This is a genomic window from Roseovarius sp. MBR-154 (genome assembly GCF_053628595.1).
In genome coordinates this window covers 51,469-66,709 of sequence record NZ_JBRJGR010000003.1, presented here as the reverse complement: position 1 = coordinate 66,709, position 15,241 = coordinate 51,469, and the positions used below count along the sequence as shown (strand labels likewise).

At 65.5% G+C, this 15,241-nt stretch carries 15 protein-coding genes and 1 tRNA gene; 7 read left to right on the top strand and 9 right to left on the bottom strand.

All coding sequences use genetic code 11. The features are described 5' to 3' along the window. Positions 1-103: 103 nt before the first annotated feature. A complete protein-coding gene (gene hisD / locus ACSSV4_RS05295; protein ID WP_454273949.1) occupies positions 104-1,399 on the top strand; it encodes a histidinol dehydrogenase in 1,296 nt (431 codons plus the stop codon). 9 nt (positions 1,400-1,408) lie between these two features. Next, entirely contained in the window at positions 1,409-2,089 is a 681-nt protein-coding gene (locus ACSSV4_RS05290) for an aspartate/glutamate racemase family protein (protein WP_454273948.1), read from the top strand. A 15-nt stretch (positions 2,090-2,104) separates the two neighbouring features. On the opposite strand, the gene ACSSV4_RS05285 is transcribed toward ACSSV4_RS05290, so the two are convergent. From ACSSV4_RS05285 to aspS, 4 genes are all read right to left on the bottom strand, one after another. Beyond that, positions 2,105-3,346, bottom strand: coding sequence for a DUF1501 domain-containing protein (locus ACSSV4_RS05285; protein WP_454273947.1), 1,242 nt, complete (start codon positions 3,344-3,346; stop codon positions 2,105-2,107). 13 nt (positions 3,347-3,359) lie between these two features. Beyond that, the gene (locus ACSSV4_RS05280; RefSeq protein WP_454273946.1) at positions 3,360-4,748 is read right to left on the bottom strand and encodes a DUF1800 domain-containing protein; all 1,389 of its coding nucleotides are present in this window, start codon (positions 4,746-4,748) and stop codon (positions 3,360-3,362) included. A 227-nt stretch (positions 4,749-4,975) separates the two neighbouring features. Next, on the bottom strand, positions 4,976-5,698 hold the full coding sequence (locus tag ACSSV4_RS05275) for a GNAT family N-acetyltransferase (protein WP_454273945.1): 723 nt from the start codon (positions 5,696-5,698) through the stop codon (positions 4,976-4,978). Between the two features lie 8 nt (positions 5,699-5,706). Further along, complete coding sequence (gene aspS, locus ACSSV4_RS05270) at positions 5,707-7,659, bottom strand: aspartate--tRNA ligase (protein ID WP_454273944.1); 1,953 nt, start codon at positions 7,657-7,659, stop codon at positions 5,707-5,709. 239 nt (positions 7,660-7,898) lie between these two features. On the opposite strand from aspS, the gene ACSSV4_RS05265 reads away from it, so the two are divergent. Next, positions 7,899-9,152: a class I SAM-dependent methyltransferase gene (locus ACSSV4_RS05265; protein WP_454273943.1), complete on the top strand. Its 1,254-nt coding sequence runs from the start codon at positions 7,899-7,901 to the stop codon at positions 9,150-9,152. A gap of 99 nt (positions 9,153-9,251) precedes the next feature. Further along, a complete protein-coding gene (locus ACSSV4_RS05260; RefSeq protein ID WP_454273942.1) occupies positions 9,252-10,487 on the top strand; it encodes a class I SAM-dependent methyltransferase in 1,236 nt (411 codons plus the stop codon). Here ACSSV4_RS05260 and ACSSV4_RS05255 read toward each other — a convergent pair. The 5 genes from ACSSV4_RS05255 to pyk all read right to left on the bottom strand — a co-directional run bounded on the left by ACSSV4_RS05255 (position 10,454) and on the right by pyk (position 13,144). Beyond that, positions 10,454-10,527, bottom strand: a tRNA-Gly gene (locus ACSSV4_RS05255). The genes ACSSV4_RS05260 and ACSSV4_RS05255 overlap by 34 nt on opposite strands. 185 nt (positions 10,528-10,712) lie before the next feature. Then, positions 10,713-11,078, bottom strand: a complete 366-nt coding sequence (gene rplT / locus ACSSV4_RS05250) for a 50S ribosomal protein L20 (protein ID WP_454273941.1) — start codon at positions 11,076-11,078, stop codon at positions 10,713-10,715. 21 nt (positions 11,079-11,099) lie between these two features. After that, the gene (gene rpmI, locus ACSSV4_RS05245) at positions 11,100-11,300 is read right to left on the bottom strand and encodes a 50S ribosomal protein L35 (protein WP_080454996.1); all 201 of its coding nucleotides are present in this window, start codon (positions 11,298-11,300) and stop codon (positions 11,100-11,102) included. A gap of 135 nt (positions 11,301-11,435) precedes the next feature. Next, positions 11,436-11,657, bottom strand: coding sequence for a hypothetical protein (locus tag ACSSV4_RS05240; RefSeq protein WP_454273940.1), 222 nt, complete (start codon positions 11,655-11,657; stop codon positions 11,436-11,438). Positions 11,658-11,698: 41 nt separating this feature from the next. Beyond that, entirely contained in the window at positions 11,699-13,144 is a 1,446-nt protein-coding gene (gene pyk / locus ACSSV4_RS05235) for a pyruvate kinase (RefSeq protein WP_454273939.1), read from the bottom strand. A 138-nt stretch (positions 13,145-13,282) separates the two neighbouring features. Between pyk and ACSSV4_RS05230 the strand changes: the two genes are divergently transcribed. The 3 genes from ACSSV4_RS05230 to ACSSV4_RS05220 are packed head-to-tail and all read left to right on the top strand — an operon-like array spanning position 13,283 to position 15,148. Then, positions 13,283-14,023 (top strand): N-formylglutamate amidohydrolase, encoded by a 741-nt coding sequence (locus ACSSV4_RS05230; RefSeq protein ID WP_454273938.1) that lies wholly within the window; start codon positions 13,283-13,285, stop codon positions 14,021-14,023. A 59-nt stretch (positions 14,024-14,082) separates the two neighbouring features. Next, positions 14,083-14,397 carry a DUF1244 domain-containing protein gene (locus tag ACSSV4_RS05225; protein WP_454273937.1) on the top strand — a complete coding sequence of 105 codons (315 nt, stop codon included), beginning with the start codon at positions 14,083-14,085 and terminating at the stop codon, positions 14,395-14,397. Positions 14,398-14,449: 52 nt separating this feature from the next. Next, the gene (locus ACSSV4_RS05220) at positions 14,450-15,148 is read left to right on the top strand and encodes a glutathione S-transferase family protein (RefSeq protein ID WP_454273936.1); all 699 of its coding nucleotides are present in this window, start codon (positions 14,450-14,452) and stop codon (positions 15,146-15,148) included. The last annotated feature ends 93 nt before the right edge of the window (positions 15,149-15,241 follow it).

Genomic DNA, 15,241 nt, shown 5'->3' with positions numbered 1-15,241 from the left:
AAAGCCTCTTTCAGGAGCTGGAAAAACCCGGTCACCTCTTCGGCAATTCCCTTGCCCGTGCACGCCACGCACCCCATCCCTAAAGGGGAAGGAGACTCGTGCAATGCCCCTGATCCATCTCAAGACCGCCCCCGGAGAGCCCGCCAACACCGCCCGCGATGTGGCCGATACCGTGCAGATCATGCTGGCCCGGTTGCGCGCGGGCGGCGCGCAGGTGGCGCTGGAATATGCACGACAACTGGATGGCTGGCAGGGTGAGATCACCGTGCCCCGCGACGAGATCGCGGCGGCCTCTGCCAGGGTGCCGCAACGCTTGCGCGACGATATCGGCTGGGCGCATGACAATATCTCGCGCTTTGCCGCCGCTCAACGCGCGACAGCGCAGGACATGGAGATCCAATTGCGCCCCGGTCTGCGCGCGGGCCAGAGGCAGATCCCGCTCGGGGCGGCAGGCTGCTACGTGCCGGGCGGGCGCTACAGCCATATCGCCTCGGCGCTGATGTCGATCGCCACGGCGCGCGAGGCCGGCGTGCCCGACATCACCGCCTGCTCGCCGCCCTGCGGCAGCGGGCCAATTCCCGATGCCATGCTCTTTGCCATGGATCTGGCCGGGGCCACGCGCATCCTGACCATCGGCGGCGTGCAGGGCGTCGCGGCGATGGCCTTTGGCCTCTTCGGTGCTCCGCCTGCAGATATCCTCGTCGGCCCCGGCAATGCCTATGTGGCCGAGGCCAAGCGGCAACTCTTTGGCCCCATCGGAATCGACATGTTCGCAGGCCCGACAGACAGCCTGATCCTTGCAGATGACACGGCCTGTCCCGACACCGTCGCCGCTGATCTGGTGGGGCAGGCCGAACATGGCGCCAATTCGCCGGTTTGGCTGGCCACCACGCATCGTCCGCTGGCCGAGGCGGTGATCGCCCGCGTGCCCGCGCTGGTCGCCGCCCTACCCGACCCCAATCGCGCGGCAGCCACTGCCGCCTGGCGCAACCTGGCAGAGGTGGTGCTCTGCGACAGCGTGGAAGAGATGGCGCGCTATGCCGATGCCAAGGCCCCCGAACACCTGCACGTGCAGGCGCGCGACCTGCCCTGGTGGCGCAACCGGCTGCGCGCCTATGGCTCGCTGTTCCTGGGCGAAAACACGACCGTCGCCTTTGGCGACAAGGCGGCGGGCCCCAACCATGTCTTGCCCACCTCTGGCGCCGCGCGCTACACAGGGGGGCTGTCGGTGCACAAGTTCCTCAAGACCGTCACCTGGCAGGAGGTGGACGAGCACGCACTGCCCGATCTCGCGCGTGTCACCGCCAGCCTCAGCCGCGCGGAACGGATGGAGGGGCATGCCCGCAGCGCAGATATCCGCCTCGGCCCGGTTCCCGGTGCCGCGCAATCGACGGGGTAAGACAACCGCATGAAAACCGTGGGCATTCTGGGGGGCATGGGCCCCGAGGCCACCATTCTCCTGATGCAAAAAGTCATGGCGGCCGTGCCTGCACGCGACGACGCCGATCACGTGCCGCTGATCGTGCATCAAAACCCGCAGGTCCCGAGCCGGATCAAGGCGCTGATCACGGGCACCGGCGAAGACCCCGGCCCGACACTCGCGCGCATGGCGCGTGATCTGCAGGCGGCGGGGGCGCAGGCGCTGGCCATGCCCTGCAACACCGCGCATCACTATGCCCCCGCCGTGGCCGATGCGACACCACTGCCGTTTCTCGACATGCTGGAGTTGACGGCGGCGTCGCTTGCGCAGCAGGGCGCGCGGCGGGTGGGGATGCTCGCCTCGCCTGCGACACGGCTTGCGGACGTGTTCGACGCGCCCTTCGCCGCGCATGGCCTGACGCCGGTCTTCCTGCCCGATGACGCCGAACTTCTGGCCATCATCCGCGCGGTCAAGGCCGGTCAGGGCATCGCCACGCTCGCCCCCCGCCTTATGGCAGAGGCCGGGGCGCTTGTCGCGGAAGGGGCCGATCACCTGCTGGTGGCCTGCACCGAATTGTCGCTGATGACCGACGCCCTGCCAGACAGCTTGCCGCAGACCGACAGCCTCGACTGCCTGACCGCCGCCATCGTGGACTTCGCCAAGGGCTGACCACCCATAAGCCCCTCAGAGCAGCAGGCGCGGGTCGGGCCCCATCTCAAGCCCCGGAAACACCACGTCTTCGAGCGTTGCCCGCGCCAGACCGAAGGACTGCCGCATGATCCAGGCGGCATGCGCGCGCACGTCGCGGGTCGGGCGCAGATCGCGGCGCTCGTAGAGATCGGCCTCCGACAGCCCCGGCCACTCGCCGATCACCCGTCCGCCCCGCAACGCCCCTCCGGCAAGCAGCATCGCGCCGCCGGTGCCATGATCGGTGCCGCGTGTACCGTTGAGCCGCGCGGTGCGACCGAATTCGGTCATCGCGATCAACGTAGTCCTGTCCCAGTCCGCGCCCAGCCCCTCGCGCAGCGTCAGGATCGCGGTCTGCAGGTCCGAGAGCGCGCGCGGCAGGGTGTTGATCTGCCGCGCATGCGTGTCGAAGCCGTTGAGCGAAAAGGCCGCGATGCGGGTGTCGTCGCGCAGCTTCTCGGCGGCGAAACGGGCGATATCGGCGGTGCCCCCGCTCTGCCGCGCGGCCTGCATGCTCTGGCGCATGTCGCCCATCACGGCGTCGGACATCGCGCCGCCAGTCCCCGCTACGGTGCCATCCGAGAGCGCCATCGCCTCCAGCATCGTATCGCGGAACAGCGGATCGTCATGCATCACCTCTTCGAGCAACAGGCGTGCCTGCGGGCTAAGCGCAAAGGCCGCATCAGGCGACCAGTTGGCGACAGGCGCGGGCCCGCGCGTGAGCAGCATGTCCGAGCGCCCAATGGCAAAGGCGGTTTCGGCCTCGATGCCCGGCACGCTTTGCAGCAGACGGTTGAGCCAGCCGTCGCGAATGCCGCGCGGATCGTCCGGGCCGGTGCCCGCCTCGAGAATGTCCTGCCCCTCGAAATGGCTGCGCTTGTCGCGATAGGGCGTGGAGACGGCATGCACGAAACCCAACTCGCCGCTGCGCCAGAGCGGCATGAGACCCCCGAGCCCCGGATGAAGCGCGAAGAACCCGTCGAGATCGTGCGGCGCGGGGGCATCGGCGGTCTGGCCCGGGTCGATGCCGTCGCGCAACTGGCGAAACTCCGGCGCGCCGAGAGGTTGCACGACGTCGAGCCCGTCCATGCCTCCGCGCAGGATGATGACCACGAGGCGATTGTCCCAGGGCGCGCGCGCCATGGTGACGGGCGTGATCAGCGGGCTCGCTGCCAGCGAACAGCCGAGCGCCGTGGCGCGGGTCAGAAAGCGGCGGCGGGAAAGCGGGGCGGGGGACATCGTGAAACTCCTGTCACATGCGCTGGAAGGCGGCGGAGGCCAGGACGAGCCCCACCCCCTCGGCGCGGGTTTCCGCGGCGCGCGCGGCGAAGGCCACGCGTGGCGGCACCGTCCGGCCAAAGGCCACACGCGCCAGATCGCGCGGATCGGGCAGCGTGGACAAGAGCAGCGGCGGGGCCTGCATCGCCCAGTTGAGCCGCGCCGCCAGGCGCTGCGGCGTGATCCAGTCCTCATCCGCCTCGGGCCAGCCATCGGGGCCGAGCGGCTGGCCCCATGCCTGCCCCATCAGGCGCAGCGGGGTGAGAAAGAGATCGTTCATCTCGCGCGGCTTGGCATGCCCGGTCAACGCCTCACCCGGGTCGAGGGCGCGCAGCGCGGAGCCCATGAAGTCAATCGGCGGTTTGACATTGCCCATGGTCACGTCCCAGGTTGCGGGATGCGCGAGCATCGCCGCATAGACTTCGGTCAGCGCGCCGTCGGTGTCGCGGTAGCGGGCGGTCATCGCCTCGATCAGGCGAGGGTCGGGCCGGTCGGAGACGAAATGCACCGCCAGCTTGCGGCACAGATGCGCCGCCGTCGCGGGATGCCGGGCAAGATCGTCGAGCAAGGCGTGGATATCCTCCAGCCGGGCGCGCCCTGCCCCGCCATAGCTTTGCCCGAGCACGGTTTCCGGCCCCGGTTGCGCATGGCCCGGGCGAAACCGGAATCCCTCCTGCAGATCGAAACTCAGCCCGGTGAGCAGCCGCGCCAGTTCCTGCACATCGCGCTGCGTATAGGGGCCGTCCGCGCCGAGCGTGTGCAGTTCGAGCAACTCGCGCGCGAGATTCTCGTTGAGCCCGCCGAGGCGCTTCGAATTGCGCGCATTCACGCTGTCGGGGCCGACCGACGTCGCCTGATCGAGATAGCGCAACATCAGCGGATGCGTCACCGCCGCGCGCAGCATCTCGGAGAACCGCGCCGCCACATGCGGCCGAATTGCCTCTTCGGCATAGGGAATCGTACCGAAATGCCAGGCCGGACCCTGCCCCACGGCGGTGAAATGATCGCTCCAGAACTGCACCAGCCTTTCGCGGAACCCGTCCCTGCCATCGGCACGCCGCAACAGGACATGCGCGTACCACGCCGCCGCCACGCGGCGCAGGGCACGAATTTCGTTGCGACGGGTCTCTAATGCGCGCTCGAACGCCGCCTCGGATCCGTCCTTGCGCGCCGCTCTGTTCGTGTCACGCAACCGGGTCTGCAAGGTAAACACGTGGTCGAACCCACCCACCGGATAGCGCCGTGCCGCCTCGTCCGGGCCGGTCAGGCGCGCCAACATCTCGGCAGGCGACGCAGGCGGCGCGTGGCGCGGGGAAAGGCCACAGCCAAATCGGATCTCGGCACGTTCGGGATCGAAGGACATCAACCGCTCCGGTTGGGGTGAAACAGCCTGACGATACCATCATCGGAGCGTCCGCGCACGTCTTTCGATGCCCGTCGACGGCGGGTGTTTGCCGAATGATTGCGGAATGACGCGCAAGCGGGCCTTGGGCAATATGGCCGCGCGCACCAGATCACGCGCGCGCCGGGGCTGGTCAGGGCGCGGTTGACGCAAAGCCCTGCGCCCTCGCCGGGGCGCCACATGGACCGTCAGCCACCGCCTTGCGCCGGGTCCGAGGCGACGCGTACCAACCGGGTCAACGCGCCAAGACGCTCTCGCTGCCGACCGCCCGCGTCGAAATTCGCAGGATCCAGCCAGAAGCCGAACGCCTCTTTCAGCGCGGGCCACTCGGCGTCTATCGTGGCGAACCACGCCGTGTCGCGGTTGCGCCCCTTGACCACCGTCGCCTGCCGGAAGGTGCCCTCATAGCTCAACCCCAACCGCTGCGCCGCACGGCGCGAGGGCATGTTGAGGGCGTCGCATTTCCACTCGAACCGGCGATAGCCCGCGCCAAAGGCCCAATCCATCATGAGGTAAATCGCCTCGGTCGCGGCTCGGGTGCGCTGCAAGGCGGGTGCAAGGTTGATATGGCCCGCCTCGATGCTGCCCGCCTGCGGTTTGATCCGCAGATAGCTGGCCACGCCGCCGACCTGTCCAGCATCGAGATCGCTGATCGCATAGAACAGCGGATCATCACCCGCCGCCGCCTCGCGCGCCCAACGGTGGTATTGCGAGGCCGAGGAAAACGGCCCGTACGGCATGTAATCCCAGAGCGAGGCATCGCCGCTCATCGCGCGGTGCAGGTCGCCCGCGTGCCGATCCGCATCAAGCCGGTCGAGGCGCGCGTAGCGCCCGACCAGTGGTGTGTCATCCGGGGCGGGCGGGGGCCGCCAATCCGCCAGTTTCGGACCGAGGGGGCCGCTCTGATCCATCAGCGCGATCAGTCTTGCGGAATGACGCGCAGACCCAGTTCCATCAGCTGGTCGCTGGTCGGATCGGAGGGCGCGTTCATCATCAGGTCTTCGGCGCGCTGGTTCATCGGGAACATGATGACCTCGCGGATGTTCGACGTACCCGCCAGCAGCATCACGATCCGGTCGATCCCCGCCGCACAGCCACCATGCGGCGGCGCACCGAACTGGAACGCATTGACCATGCCGCCGAACCGCTTGCGCACCTCGTCCTCGCCATAGCCCGCCAGCTCGAACGCCTTGAACATGATCTCGGGCTTGTGGTTCCGGATCGCGCCCGAGACCAGCTCATAGCCGTTGCAGGCCAGGTCGTACTGGTAGCCGAGCACGTCGAGCGGGTTGCCGTTCAGCGCGTCCATCCCGCCCTGCGGCATCGAGAAGGGGTTATGGCTGAAATCGACCTTGCCGGTGTCCTCATCGGCCTCGTACATCGGGAAATCGACGATCCAGGCAAAGGCAAAGCGGTTCTTCTCGGTCAGGCCCAGTTCCTCGCCGATCACATCGCGCGCCTTGCCCGCCACCCGCTCGAACGTCTGCGGCTTACCGCCGAGGAAAAACGCCGCATCGCCCACGCCAAGACCAAGCTGCTGACGGATCGCCTCGGTCCGCTCGGGGCCGATATTCTTGGCCAGCGGGCCTGCGGCTTCGATCTCTCCCAGATAGAGTTCAGCCAGTTTCCGAGCCTTAATCTTATCCAATGGGTCGCCCGCTTTAAGAAGGTTGACTATCTGAGACTCGAATTTTTTGTAAAGCTCCGATTCAGCATTGAATTGGCTAAAGTCAGTGTCGCCAGCGTCGATTTTTGTCATGACATCATCATAGACAGGCGACCGGTCGCATTTTCGCCAGAAAATATACCCCATCCCCGGCAGCCCTTCTTTCTGGGCAAAGGCGTTCATCCGGTCGCAGAACTTGCGGCTGCCGCCCGTCGGCGCGGGAATGGCGCGGACCTGCGTGCCGTCCTGTTCCAAGAGCTTGGCGAAGATGGCGAACCCGCTGCCCCGGAAATGCTCCGACACGTCCTGCATCTTGATCGGGTTGCGCAGGTCGGGCTTGTCGGTGCCGTACCAGAGGGCGGCGTCGCGGTAGCTGATCTGCGGCCAGACCTTGTCGACCGTGGCCCCCTCGCCAAACTCCTCGAACACGCCCTGAATGACCGGCTGGATCGTGTCGAACACGTCCTGCTGCTCGACAAAGCTCATCTCCAGGTCAAGCTGGTAGAAATCCGTGGGCGAACGGTCGGCGCGCGGGTCCTCGTCACGGAAACAGGGCGCGATCTGGAAATACTTGTCAAAGCCCGAGACCATGATCAGCTGCTTGAACTGTTGCGGAGCCTGCGGCAGGGCGTAGAACTTGCCGGGATGCAGGCGGCTTGGCACCAGAAAGTCCCGCGCGCCCTCAGGGCTTGAGGCCGTGATGATCGGCGTCTGAAACTCGCGAAAGCCCTGATCCCACATCCGCCGCCGCATCGCGGCCACCACGTCCGAGCGCAGGGTCATGTTGTGCTGCATCGCCTCGCGCCGCAGGTCGAGATAGCGATAGCGCAGGCGCGATTCCTCGGGATATTCCTGATCACCAAAGACCTGCAACGGCAATTCGGCCGCGGCGCCCAAAACCTCCATGTCGCGGATGAAAACCTCGATCTCGCCGGTGGGGATGCGCGGATTCACCAGCCCCTCGTCGCGCGCCTTCACCTCGCCGTCGATTCGGATGCAGAATTCGCTGCGCAAGCGTTCCACCTGCGTAAACACCGGGCTGTCGGGGTCACAAAGCACCTGCGTCACGCCATAGTGATCACGCAGGTCAATGAACAAAACCCCGCCGTGGTCGCGGATGCGATGCACCCAGCCTGCAAGGCGCACGGTCTCGCCGACGTTGGTCTTGGTCAAATCTGCGCAGGAATGGCTGCGATAACTGTGCATGGTATCCTCTCCGGGCCCTCGAGGGCCTGTCTCTTCGGTCCGGGCCGATACACCTTGGCGGGACGGCAAAGTCAAGGGTGGGGCGTGGCGCTTGCGGGCAAAACCGTTTACAGAACAGGGTAATTGCGTAAAAATACCTTTCGCACGAGCAGGCTGGCCCGGAACAAGCGGGCACAGGGACAAGTTTGATACGCCATAACGATGCGCCGCAGGTCATGCGCAAGAAAATGAGGTGTAGCATGTGGACCAAGGCTCTGGACGGATTTCTGTCCCATCTTTTCAAACGTGGACGTTTGCGCGTGACTTATCCGGACGGGGCGACGCGCAGCTATGGCCCCGGCGGTGATGGCCCCGAAGCGGCGGTGACGCTGCACGATCCCTCCCTGCCACGCCGGATCGTGATTTCCCCCGACATGGCGATTGGCGAGGGCTATATGGACGGCAGCGTCACCTTCGAGGGCGATGACCTCTACGGCTTCCTCAGTCTCGCGATCATGAATATCGCCGCACAGGGCCAACCTTGGTTCCGCCGCCCGCTGGAGACGCTGCGCTGGCTCAAGCGGCGACTGGACCAGTTCAACCCGGTTACGCGGGCACGCTCGAACGTGGCTCATCACTATGACCTCTCGGGGGAACTCTACGATCTGTTCCTCGACGAGGACCGCAATTATTCCTGCGCCTATTTCGCGCAGCCTAACATGACGCTGGAAGAGGCGCAGGCCGCCAAGAAGGCGCATATCGCCCGCAAACTGCTGATCGAGCCGGGGATGCGGGTGCTCGATATCGGCTGTGGCTGGGGCGGCATGGGCCTGACGCTGGCGCGTGATTTCGGGGCCGAGGTGACTGGCGTCACCCTGTCGCGCGAACAGCACGCCATGGCCAATGCCCGCGCCGAAAAAGCCGGGCTGGCGGACAAGGCCCGGTTCGAGTTGATGGATTACCGCGACGTGGCGGGGACATTCGACCGCATCGTCTCGGTCGGCATGTTCGAACATGTCGGCGTGCCGCATTACGACGCCTACTTCGCCACCGTCGAGCGGCTGCTGAAACCGGACGGCATCGCGCTGATACATTTCATCGGGCGCGCCGGGCCGCCCGGCGCGACAAGCCCGTGGATTACCAAGTATATTTTCCCCGGCGGCTATTGCCCGGCCATGTCAGAGGCAATGGCGGCGGTCGAACGGCACCATCTGGTGACCACCGATGTGGAGGTCTGGCGGTTGCACTACGCCGAGACCCTGCGCGAGTGGCGGCGTCGGTTCGACGCCAACATCGACCGCGTGCGCGCGCTTTATGACGAGCGGTTCTGCCGGATGTGGCGCTATTACCTGATCGCCAGCGAGCTGACGTTCCGGCTCAACAATCAGGTGGTGTTCCAGTTCCAGATGAGCCCGAAACAAGACGCGGTGCCGCTCACGCGCGAGTACCTCTATCGCGACGGTCAGGGCCGAGAGGCACACCCCGACACGCCACCGGAACGCCGCATCGCGTGATCCTTCGGTCACATTTGCGCCAGCCGGGCGGGTGCCCCGTGGACAGGGCCGCATGCCTGCCCCAAGGTGCGCGCCAACCCGCCGTTCAGGAGTTGCCCGATGTGGAGCCATCTGCTTGACCGTTTCCTGCGCGCGCTCGTCCGCAAGGGCAGCCTCGCCGTCACCTATCCCGATGGCACGCGCCGCGATTATGGCGATGGCAGCGGCTCTCCGGTGGGGCTGCACCTGCATGACGAGACCATAGTGCGCCAGATGCTTCTGAAGCCCGAGCTTGCTGCGGGCGAGGGCTATATGGAGGGGCGGCTCTCGCTCGACGGGGACGATCTGCATGGCTTTCTGTCGCTGGTCAAGACCATGGGCAAGGGCAGCCGCCCGCCCCTTCTGCTGCGCGCCATCAAGCGGTTGCGCAAATTGCTCAAGCGGGTTGCACAGCACAACCCCGCCGCGCGGTCGCGCCGCAACGTGGCGCATCACTATGACCTCTCGGGCGACCTCTATGACCTTTTCCTTGATGAGGACCGGCAATATTCCTGTGCCTATTACGCGCGCCCCGACATGACGCTGGAAGAGGCACAGGCCGCCAAGAAGGCGCATATCGCGGCCAAGATGCTGATCGAGCCGGGGATGCGCGTGCTCGATATCGGCTGTGGCTGGGGCGGCATGGGGCTGACGCTGGCGGGGCAGCACGGGGCCGAGGTGACCGGCGTCACCCTGTCGGAGGAGCAGCACAAGATGGCCAATGCCCGGGCCGAAAAGGCGGGGCTGGCGGACAGGGCGCGGTTCGAGCTGACGGATTACCGCCACGTGAAGGGACAATTCGACCGAATCGTCTCGGTGGGCATGTTCGAACATGTCGGCGTGCCGCATTACCACAGCTATTTCCAGAAGATCCGCGAGTTGCTGACCGAGGACGGAGTGGCGGTCATCCATACGATCGGGCGTTCGGCCCCGCCCAGTTCGACCAGTCCCTGGATTGCGAAATACATCTTTCCCGGCGGCTATGTTCCCGCGCTGTCAGAGGTCGCGCCGGTGATCGAGCGCGAAGGGCTGATGATCACCGATCTCGAAGTCTGGCGCCTGCATTACGCCGACACGCTGCGCGACTGGCTCGACCGGTTCGACGCCAACATCGACAAGGCGCGCGCGCTCTTTGACGAGAAATTCTGCCGGATGTGGCGGTTCTACCTCGTCGCCTCGGAGATGAGCTTTCGCGACGGGCACCACGTGGTGTTCCAGTTCCAACTGACCAAGCGACACGGCGTGGTGCCGGTCACGCGCGAGTATCTGTGTGGTGAGCAGGCTGGAGCGGGTAACGGGAATCGAACCCGTAACTGAAGCTTGGGAAGCTTTCGTGATACCTTTTCACCATACCCGCATCTGAGCCGTTGAGATATGGTTTTGCGCAAAGGCGGTCAAGAGGAGAAAGCGGCGCGGTTTCAAACAAGCAGCCCGCAGCCCCCGGAGCATGCGACGCGCCGTTGCACGGACCTCGGAACAGTAAGACGCCGCCCGGGTCACGAACCCGGACGGCGTCCTTTCTGTCCCTCGATGCGACCCGGCTCAGGAGGCCAGCGCACCCTTCGCCTGATCCACAATCGCGCCGAAGGCGGCGGGTTCGTGCACGGCAAGATCTGCGAGCACCTTGCGGTCGACTTCGACCCCGGCCAAGGTCAGCCCGTTGATGAAGCGCGAATAGGTCAGCCCGTCATCATGAGCGCGCACAGCGGCATTGATCCGCTGGATCCACAGAGCGCGGAAATTTCGCTTGCGGTTCTTGCGGTCGCGCGTGGCGTATTGGTTGGCCTTGTCGACGGCCTGTGCGGCCACCTTGAAGGTGTTCTTGCGGCGGCCATAGTAACCCTTGGCGGCCTTGACGACTTTCTTGTGACGGGCGTGGGTAACAACCCCACCTTTGACGCGTGACATCTTTCAAATCCTCCTTGGGGCTTAGCGTGCGTAGGGCATCATCGGCTTGATGATACCTTCGTCGGCTTTGCTGAGCGTGGTGGTGCCACGCGCGTTACGGAGAAACTTGTTGGTGCGTTTGATCATGCCGTGGCGCTTGCCCGCCTGGGCGGCCACCACGCGGCCAGAGGCCGTCACCTTGAACCGCTTCTTGCAGCTCGATTTTGTCTTCATCTTGGGCATTTCCGGCTCCTTTTCTAGGTCGGTAGGGACGCACGACTCGGCATGCCACGTCTGGCCGGTCCTGCGGATAGAGCGCGCCGTATACGCGGACACCGGGATTTGTTCAAGGGGCCGGCACTGTATTTCATGCGTCGATCAGATATAACGGGCGATCACCGAGATCAGCACATGCGGCAGGTCCGAGAAGCTGTAGCCACCCGGCTTGGTTCCAATCGCCCAGAGGATCAGCCCGCCGCTTGTAATGAGGGTAAAGGCGGCGACCCTCGGCGCCCGCCGGTCGGACAGGGCCGAGAGAATGGAGGGGATTGAAAACACCCCGAGCACCATGCCGACAGCCATCGCAAGATCGGAATCCATGACACGCCTCCGGGGCATCGTTTGCCCACAATCGAGCCAGTTTAGCCTGGATCGGTAGCGTAAATCAAACTTTCCTGACAGGGGGCGACGCGCAGGATGTTGGTGGTGCCCGGCACGTTGAAGGGCACCCCGGCGGTGACCACGATCTGATCGGACTCCTCGGCATAGCCCTCGGCGCGGGCGGCGCGGGCAGCGTTGATCACCGCCATCTTGAAGCGGGTAAGCTCGCCGGTCATCACCGGATGCACGCCCCATGTCAGCGCCAGACGCCGCGCAGTGCCGCGCAGGCTGGTCAGGCCGATGATCGGCACCTTTGGCCGCTCGCGCGCGGTCAGCAGGGCGGTTGTCCCCGATTCGGTGTAGCAGCAAATCACCTTGATGTCGGTGGTCTCGGCGATCTCGCGGGCGGCGGCGACGATACCGTCAGCCACGGTCTGCCGGTCGGCGCGGCGGCTGGCCTCTATCACCTCGCGATAGGTGGGGTCGTTCTCAACCTCGCGGGCGACATTGTCCATCGTTTGCACCGCCTCGACCGGGTAATCCCCGGCCGCCGATTCCGCCGAAAGCATGATCGCGTCCGCGCCCTCGTAGATCGCGGTCGCCACGTCCGAAACCTCGGCGCGGGTGGGCATCGGGCTCTCGATCATCGATTCGAGCATCTGCGTCGCCACGATCACCGGCTTGGCCGCCGCGCGGCATTTACGCACCAGCCGTTTCTGAATCGGCGGCACGTTCTGCACCGGCAATTCCACCCCCAGATCGCCGCGCGCCACCATGATGCCGTCGCTGACCGCGAGAATGTCGTCAAAGCATTTCACCGCCGCAGGTTTTTCGATCTTGGACATGATCGCGGCGCGACCGTTCACCAGAACCCGCCCCTCGTTCACATCCTCGGGCCGCTGCACGAAGCTCAGTGCGAGCCAGTCAACACCCAGTTCACACACGAATTCCAGATCGGCGCGATCCTTGTCCGACAGCGCGGCCAGCGGCAGGATCACGTCGGGCACGTTCACACCCTTGCGATTCGAGATCGTGCCACCCGCGATCACCTCGCAATCGGCATGGTCTGGCCCGCAGGTGCGCACCCTCAACCGGATCTTGCCATCGTTGACCAGCAGATCCGCGCCCGGCTCCAATGCGGCAAAAATCTCGGGATGCGGAAGGTTCACACGCGAGGCGTCGCCCTCGGCCTCATCGAGGTCGAGACGGAACGCGGCCCCTTCGACCAGTTCCTCTTCCCCGCGTGCAAAAGTGCCAACCCGCAGTTTGGGGCCTTGAAGATCAGCGAGAATGGCAATCGGACTGCCCGTATCCTCTTCGATCTGGCGAATGATGCGATGACGCTCGGCGATATCGGCGTGCTCGCCGTGGCTCATGTTGAGGCGAAAGACATCCGCCCCGGCCTCGTGCAGGGCGCGAATGGTGTCGTAATCCGAAGAGGCGGGGCCAAGCGTGGCCACGATCTTGACATTGCGGTGGCGTCTCATCTGTGCTCCTTCGTCTCTCGTCTTTCCGGTGCCTTGCCAAAAGCGATGTTATCGCTAACACAGGCTTCAATCGCCTTATTGCGCAATTCACATCCCGGCGCAACTGTCCTAGAGGAAGACCAAGGGAAATCCAACACGATGATCTATCAGCCTTATGAAATCGACGGGGCGACACGCGCCTCACGCTGGCTCGTGACCTGCGATCACGCGACCAACACGGTGCCGCCCTTCGTCAATGGCGGGTGCCTGGGCGTCGCCCCTGCGGACATGGCCCGCCACATCGCCTATGACGTGGGTGCGGCCGGGGTGGCGCGGGGGCTGGCGCAGGCGCTGGACGGCCCCGCGATCCTGTCGAATTTCTCGCGTCTGGTGATCGACCCGAACCGGGGCGAGGACGACCCCACATTGGTGATGAAACTTTATGACGGCACCGTGGTCCCGGCCAATCGCCACGCCGACGGGCCCGAGATCGAGCGCCGTCTGAACCGGCTTTACCGACCCTATCACACTGCGCTTTCGGAGCTTGCGGCGCGGCGCGACGACACCGTGATCGTGTCGGTCCACAGCTTCACCCCGCAGTTCAGAGGCCGCCCGCCACGGCCCTGGCATATCGGCTTGCTCTATGCCGCCGACACGCGATTTGCCCGCCCGCTGCTGGCGCGCCTGCGCGAGGAGCCGGATCTTTGCGTTGGCGACAACGAGCCTTATGGCGGGCACCTGCCCGGCGATGCCATCGCGCGCCACGCGATTGCCCATGAACGGCCCAACGTGCTCATTGAGTTGCGCAACGACCTGATCGAGACGCCCGCGCAACAGGCCGCATGGGCCGCGCGCCTTGCCCCCATCCTGACCGAGGTGGCGGGCAAGGTCGGCGTCTGACGGGGCTTGCATGCGGCCCGCGCGCGTCACATCTTGAGCGAACACAGAGGAGAGACATCATGGACGACCAGACCCGGATCGAACTCGAAGCCGCCGCGTTCCGCACCCTGCGCGGTCACCTGATGGAAAAGCGCACCGATGTGCAGAATATCGACCTGATGAACCTCGCAGGGTTTTGCCGCAACTGCCTGAGCCGCTGGTATCAGGAGGCCGCCCATGCCAAGGGCATCGAAATGACCAAGGACGAGGCGCGCGAAATCTTCTACGGCATGCCCTACGACCAGTGGAAAGCGCGCTACCAGATCGACGCCGATGCCGAGAAGAAGGCCGCGTTTGACGCCGCCTTCGCCGAGAATGTGGGCGAAAAGGGCTGAGCGGCGTCGCTTTCCGGCAAGGCGCGGGCGCAGGCCCCGATAGGGTCGCGCCATGACCTACCGCCTGCATTACGCACCCGACAACGCCTCGCTCGTCATCCGCCTCGCGCTGGAGGAACTGGGCGTGTCCTATGAGACCGTGCTGGTTGATCGCCGCGTGCGGGCGCAGAAATCGCCCGCCTATCTGGCGCTCAATCCCGCAGGTCTGATCCCGGTGCTGGAGACGCCCGATGGCGCGCTTTTCGAGACCGGCGCGATCCTGCTATGGCTTGCCGACCGGCACGGCGCGCTCGCCCCTGCCCCGGAGGATCCCGCACGGGGGACGCTGCTCAAGTGGCTGTTTTTCCTGTCAAACACCCTGCACCCGGCGATGCGGATGATCTTTTATCCCGACCAGTATGCAGGCGCAGACGCCAGAGATCAGGCCCGGCTGCGCGCCCATATGCAGACCGAGGCCGCCCGCCATCTCGACACGCTGGAAGCAACGGCAAAGGCCCATCCAGACCTCTTCCGCGGTACCAATCCCACCGTGATCGTCCTCTATCTCGGCCCTGCCCTGCGCTGGCTGGCGCTCTACCCGGCGGGGGAAACTGGCTGGTTCGACCTCGCCCGCTGGCCGCGCCTGCAGGCCATGGCGCAGGCGCTGGAAACCCGCGAAAGCGCTCAGGCCGGCGCCCGCGCCGAAGGGCTGGGGCACCGCCCCTTTTCCGCCCCCGTGCCGGCCGACCCGCCGGAGGGTGCGGCGCTCTGATCCGCTCACATGTCAGCGCGCCGCCCTTGAAGGGTCGCTTTCGGACAAGTAGCTGTTGCAGGATGCGGGGATAACCCCTGCGACCCACCCGCG

Excerpts from the sequence above, each read along its gene's own strand:
- rplT (WP_454273941.1), bottom strand. The coding sequence starts at position 11,078 with ATGTCACGCGTCAAAGGTGGGGTTGTTACCCACGCCCGTCACAAGAAA.
- ACSSV4_RS05240 (WP_454273940.1), bottom strand. The coding sequence starts at position 11,657 with ATGGATTCCGATCTTGCGATGGCTGTCGGCATGGTGCTCGGGGTGTTT.
- ACSSV4_RS05225 (WP_454273937.1), top strand. The coding sequence starts at position 14,083 with ATGGACGACCAGACCCGGATCGAACTCGAAGCCGCCGCGTTCCGCACC.
- ACSSV4_RS05260 (WP_454273942.1), top strand. The coding sequence starts at position 9,252 with ATGTGGAGCCATCTGCTTGACCGTTTCCTGCGCGCGCTCGTCCGCAAG.
- hisD (WP_454273949.1), top strand. The coding sequence starts at position 104 with ATGCCCCTGATCCATCTCAAGACCGCCCCCGGAGAGCCCGCCAACACC.
- pyk (WP_454273939.1), bottom strand. The coding sequence starts at position 13,144 with ATGAGACGCCACCGCAATGTCAAGATCGTGGCCACGCTTGGCCCCGCC.
- ACSSV4_RS05290 (WP_454273948.1), top strand. The coding sequence starts at position 1,409 with ATGAAAACCGTGGGCATTCTGGGGGGCATGGGCCCCGAGGCCACCATT.
- aspS (WP_454273944.1), bottom strand. The coding sequence starts at position 7,659 with ATGCACAGTTATCGCAGCCATTCCTGCGCAGATTTGACCAAGACCAAC.
- ACSSV4_RS05275 (WP_454273945.1), bottom strand. The coding sequence starts at position 5,698 with ATGGATCAGAGCGGCCCCCTCGGTCCGAAACTGGCGGATTGGCGGCCC.
- ACSSV4_RS05230 (WP_454273938.1), top strand. The coding sequence starts at position 13,283 with ATGATCTATCAGCCTTATGAAATCGACGGGGCGACACGCGCCTCACGC.
- ACSSV4_RS05280 (WP_454273946.1), bottom strand. The coding sequence starts at position 4,748 with ATGTCCTTCGATCCCGAACGTGCCGAGATCCGATTTGGCTGTGGCCTT.
- ACSSV4_RS05285 (WP_454273947.1), bottom strand. The coding sequence starts at position 3,346 with ATGTCCCCCGCCCCGCTTTCCCGCCGCCGCTTTCTGACCCGCGCCACG.
- ACSSV4_RS05265 (WP_454273943.1), top strand. The coding sequence starts at position 7,899 with ATGTGGACCAAGGCTCTGGACGGATTTCTGTCCCATCTTTTCAAACGT.
- rpmI (WP_080454996.1), bottom strand. The coding sequence starts at position 11,300 with ATGCCCAAGATGAAGACAAAATCGAGCTGCAAGAAGCGGTTCAAGGTG.
- ACSSV4_RS05220 (WP_454273936.1), top strand. The coding sequence starts at position 14,450 with ATGACCTACCGCCTGCATTACGCACCCGACAACGCCTCGCTCGTCATC.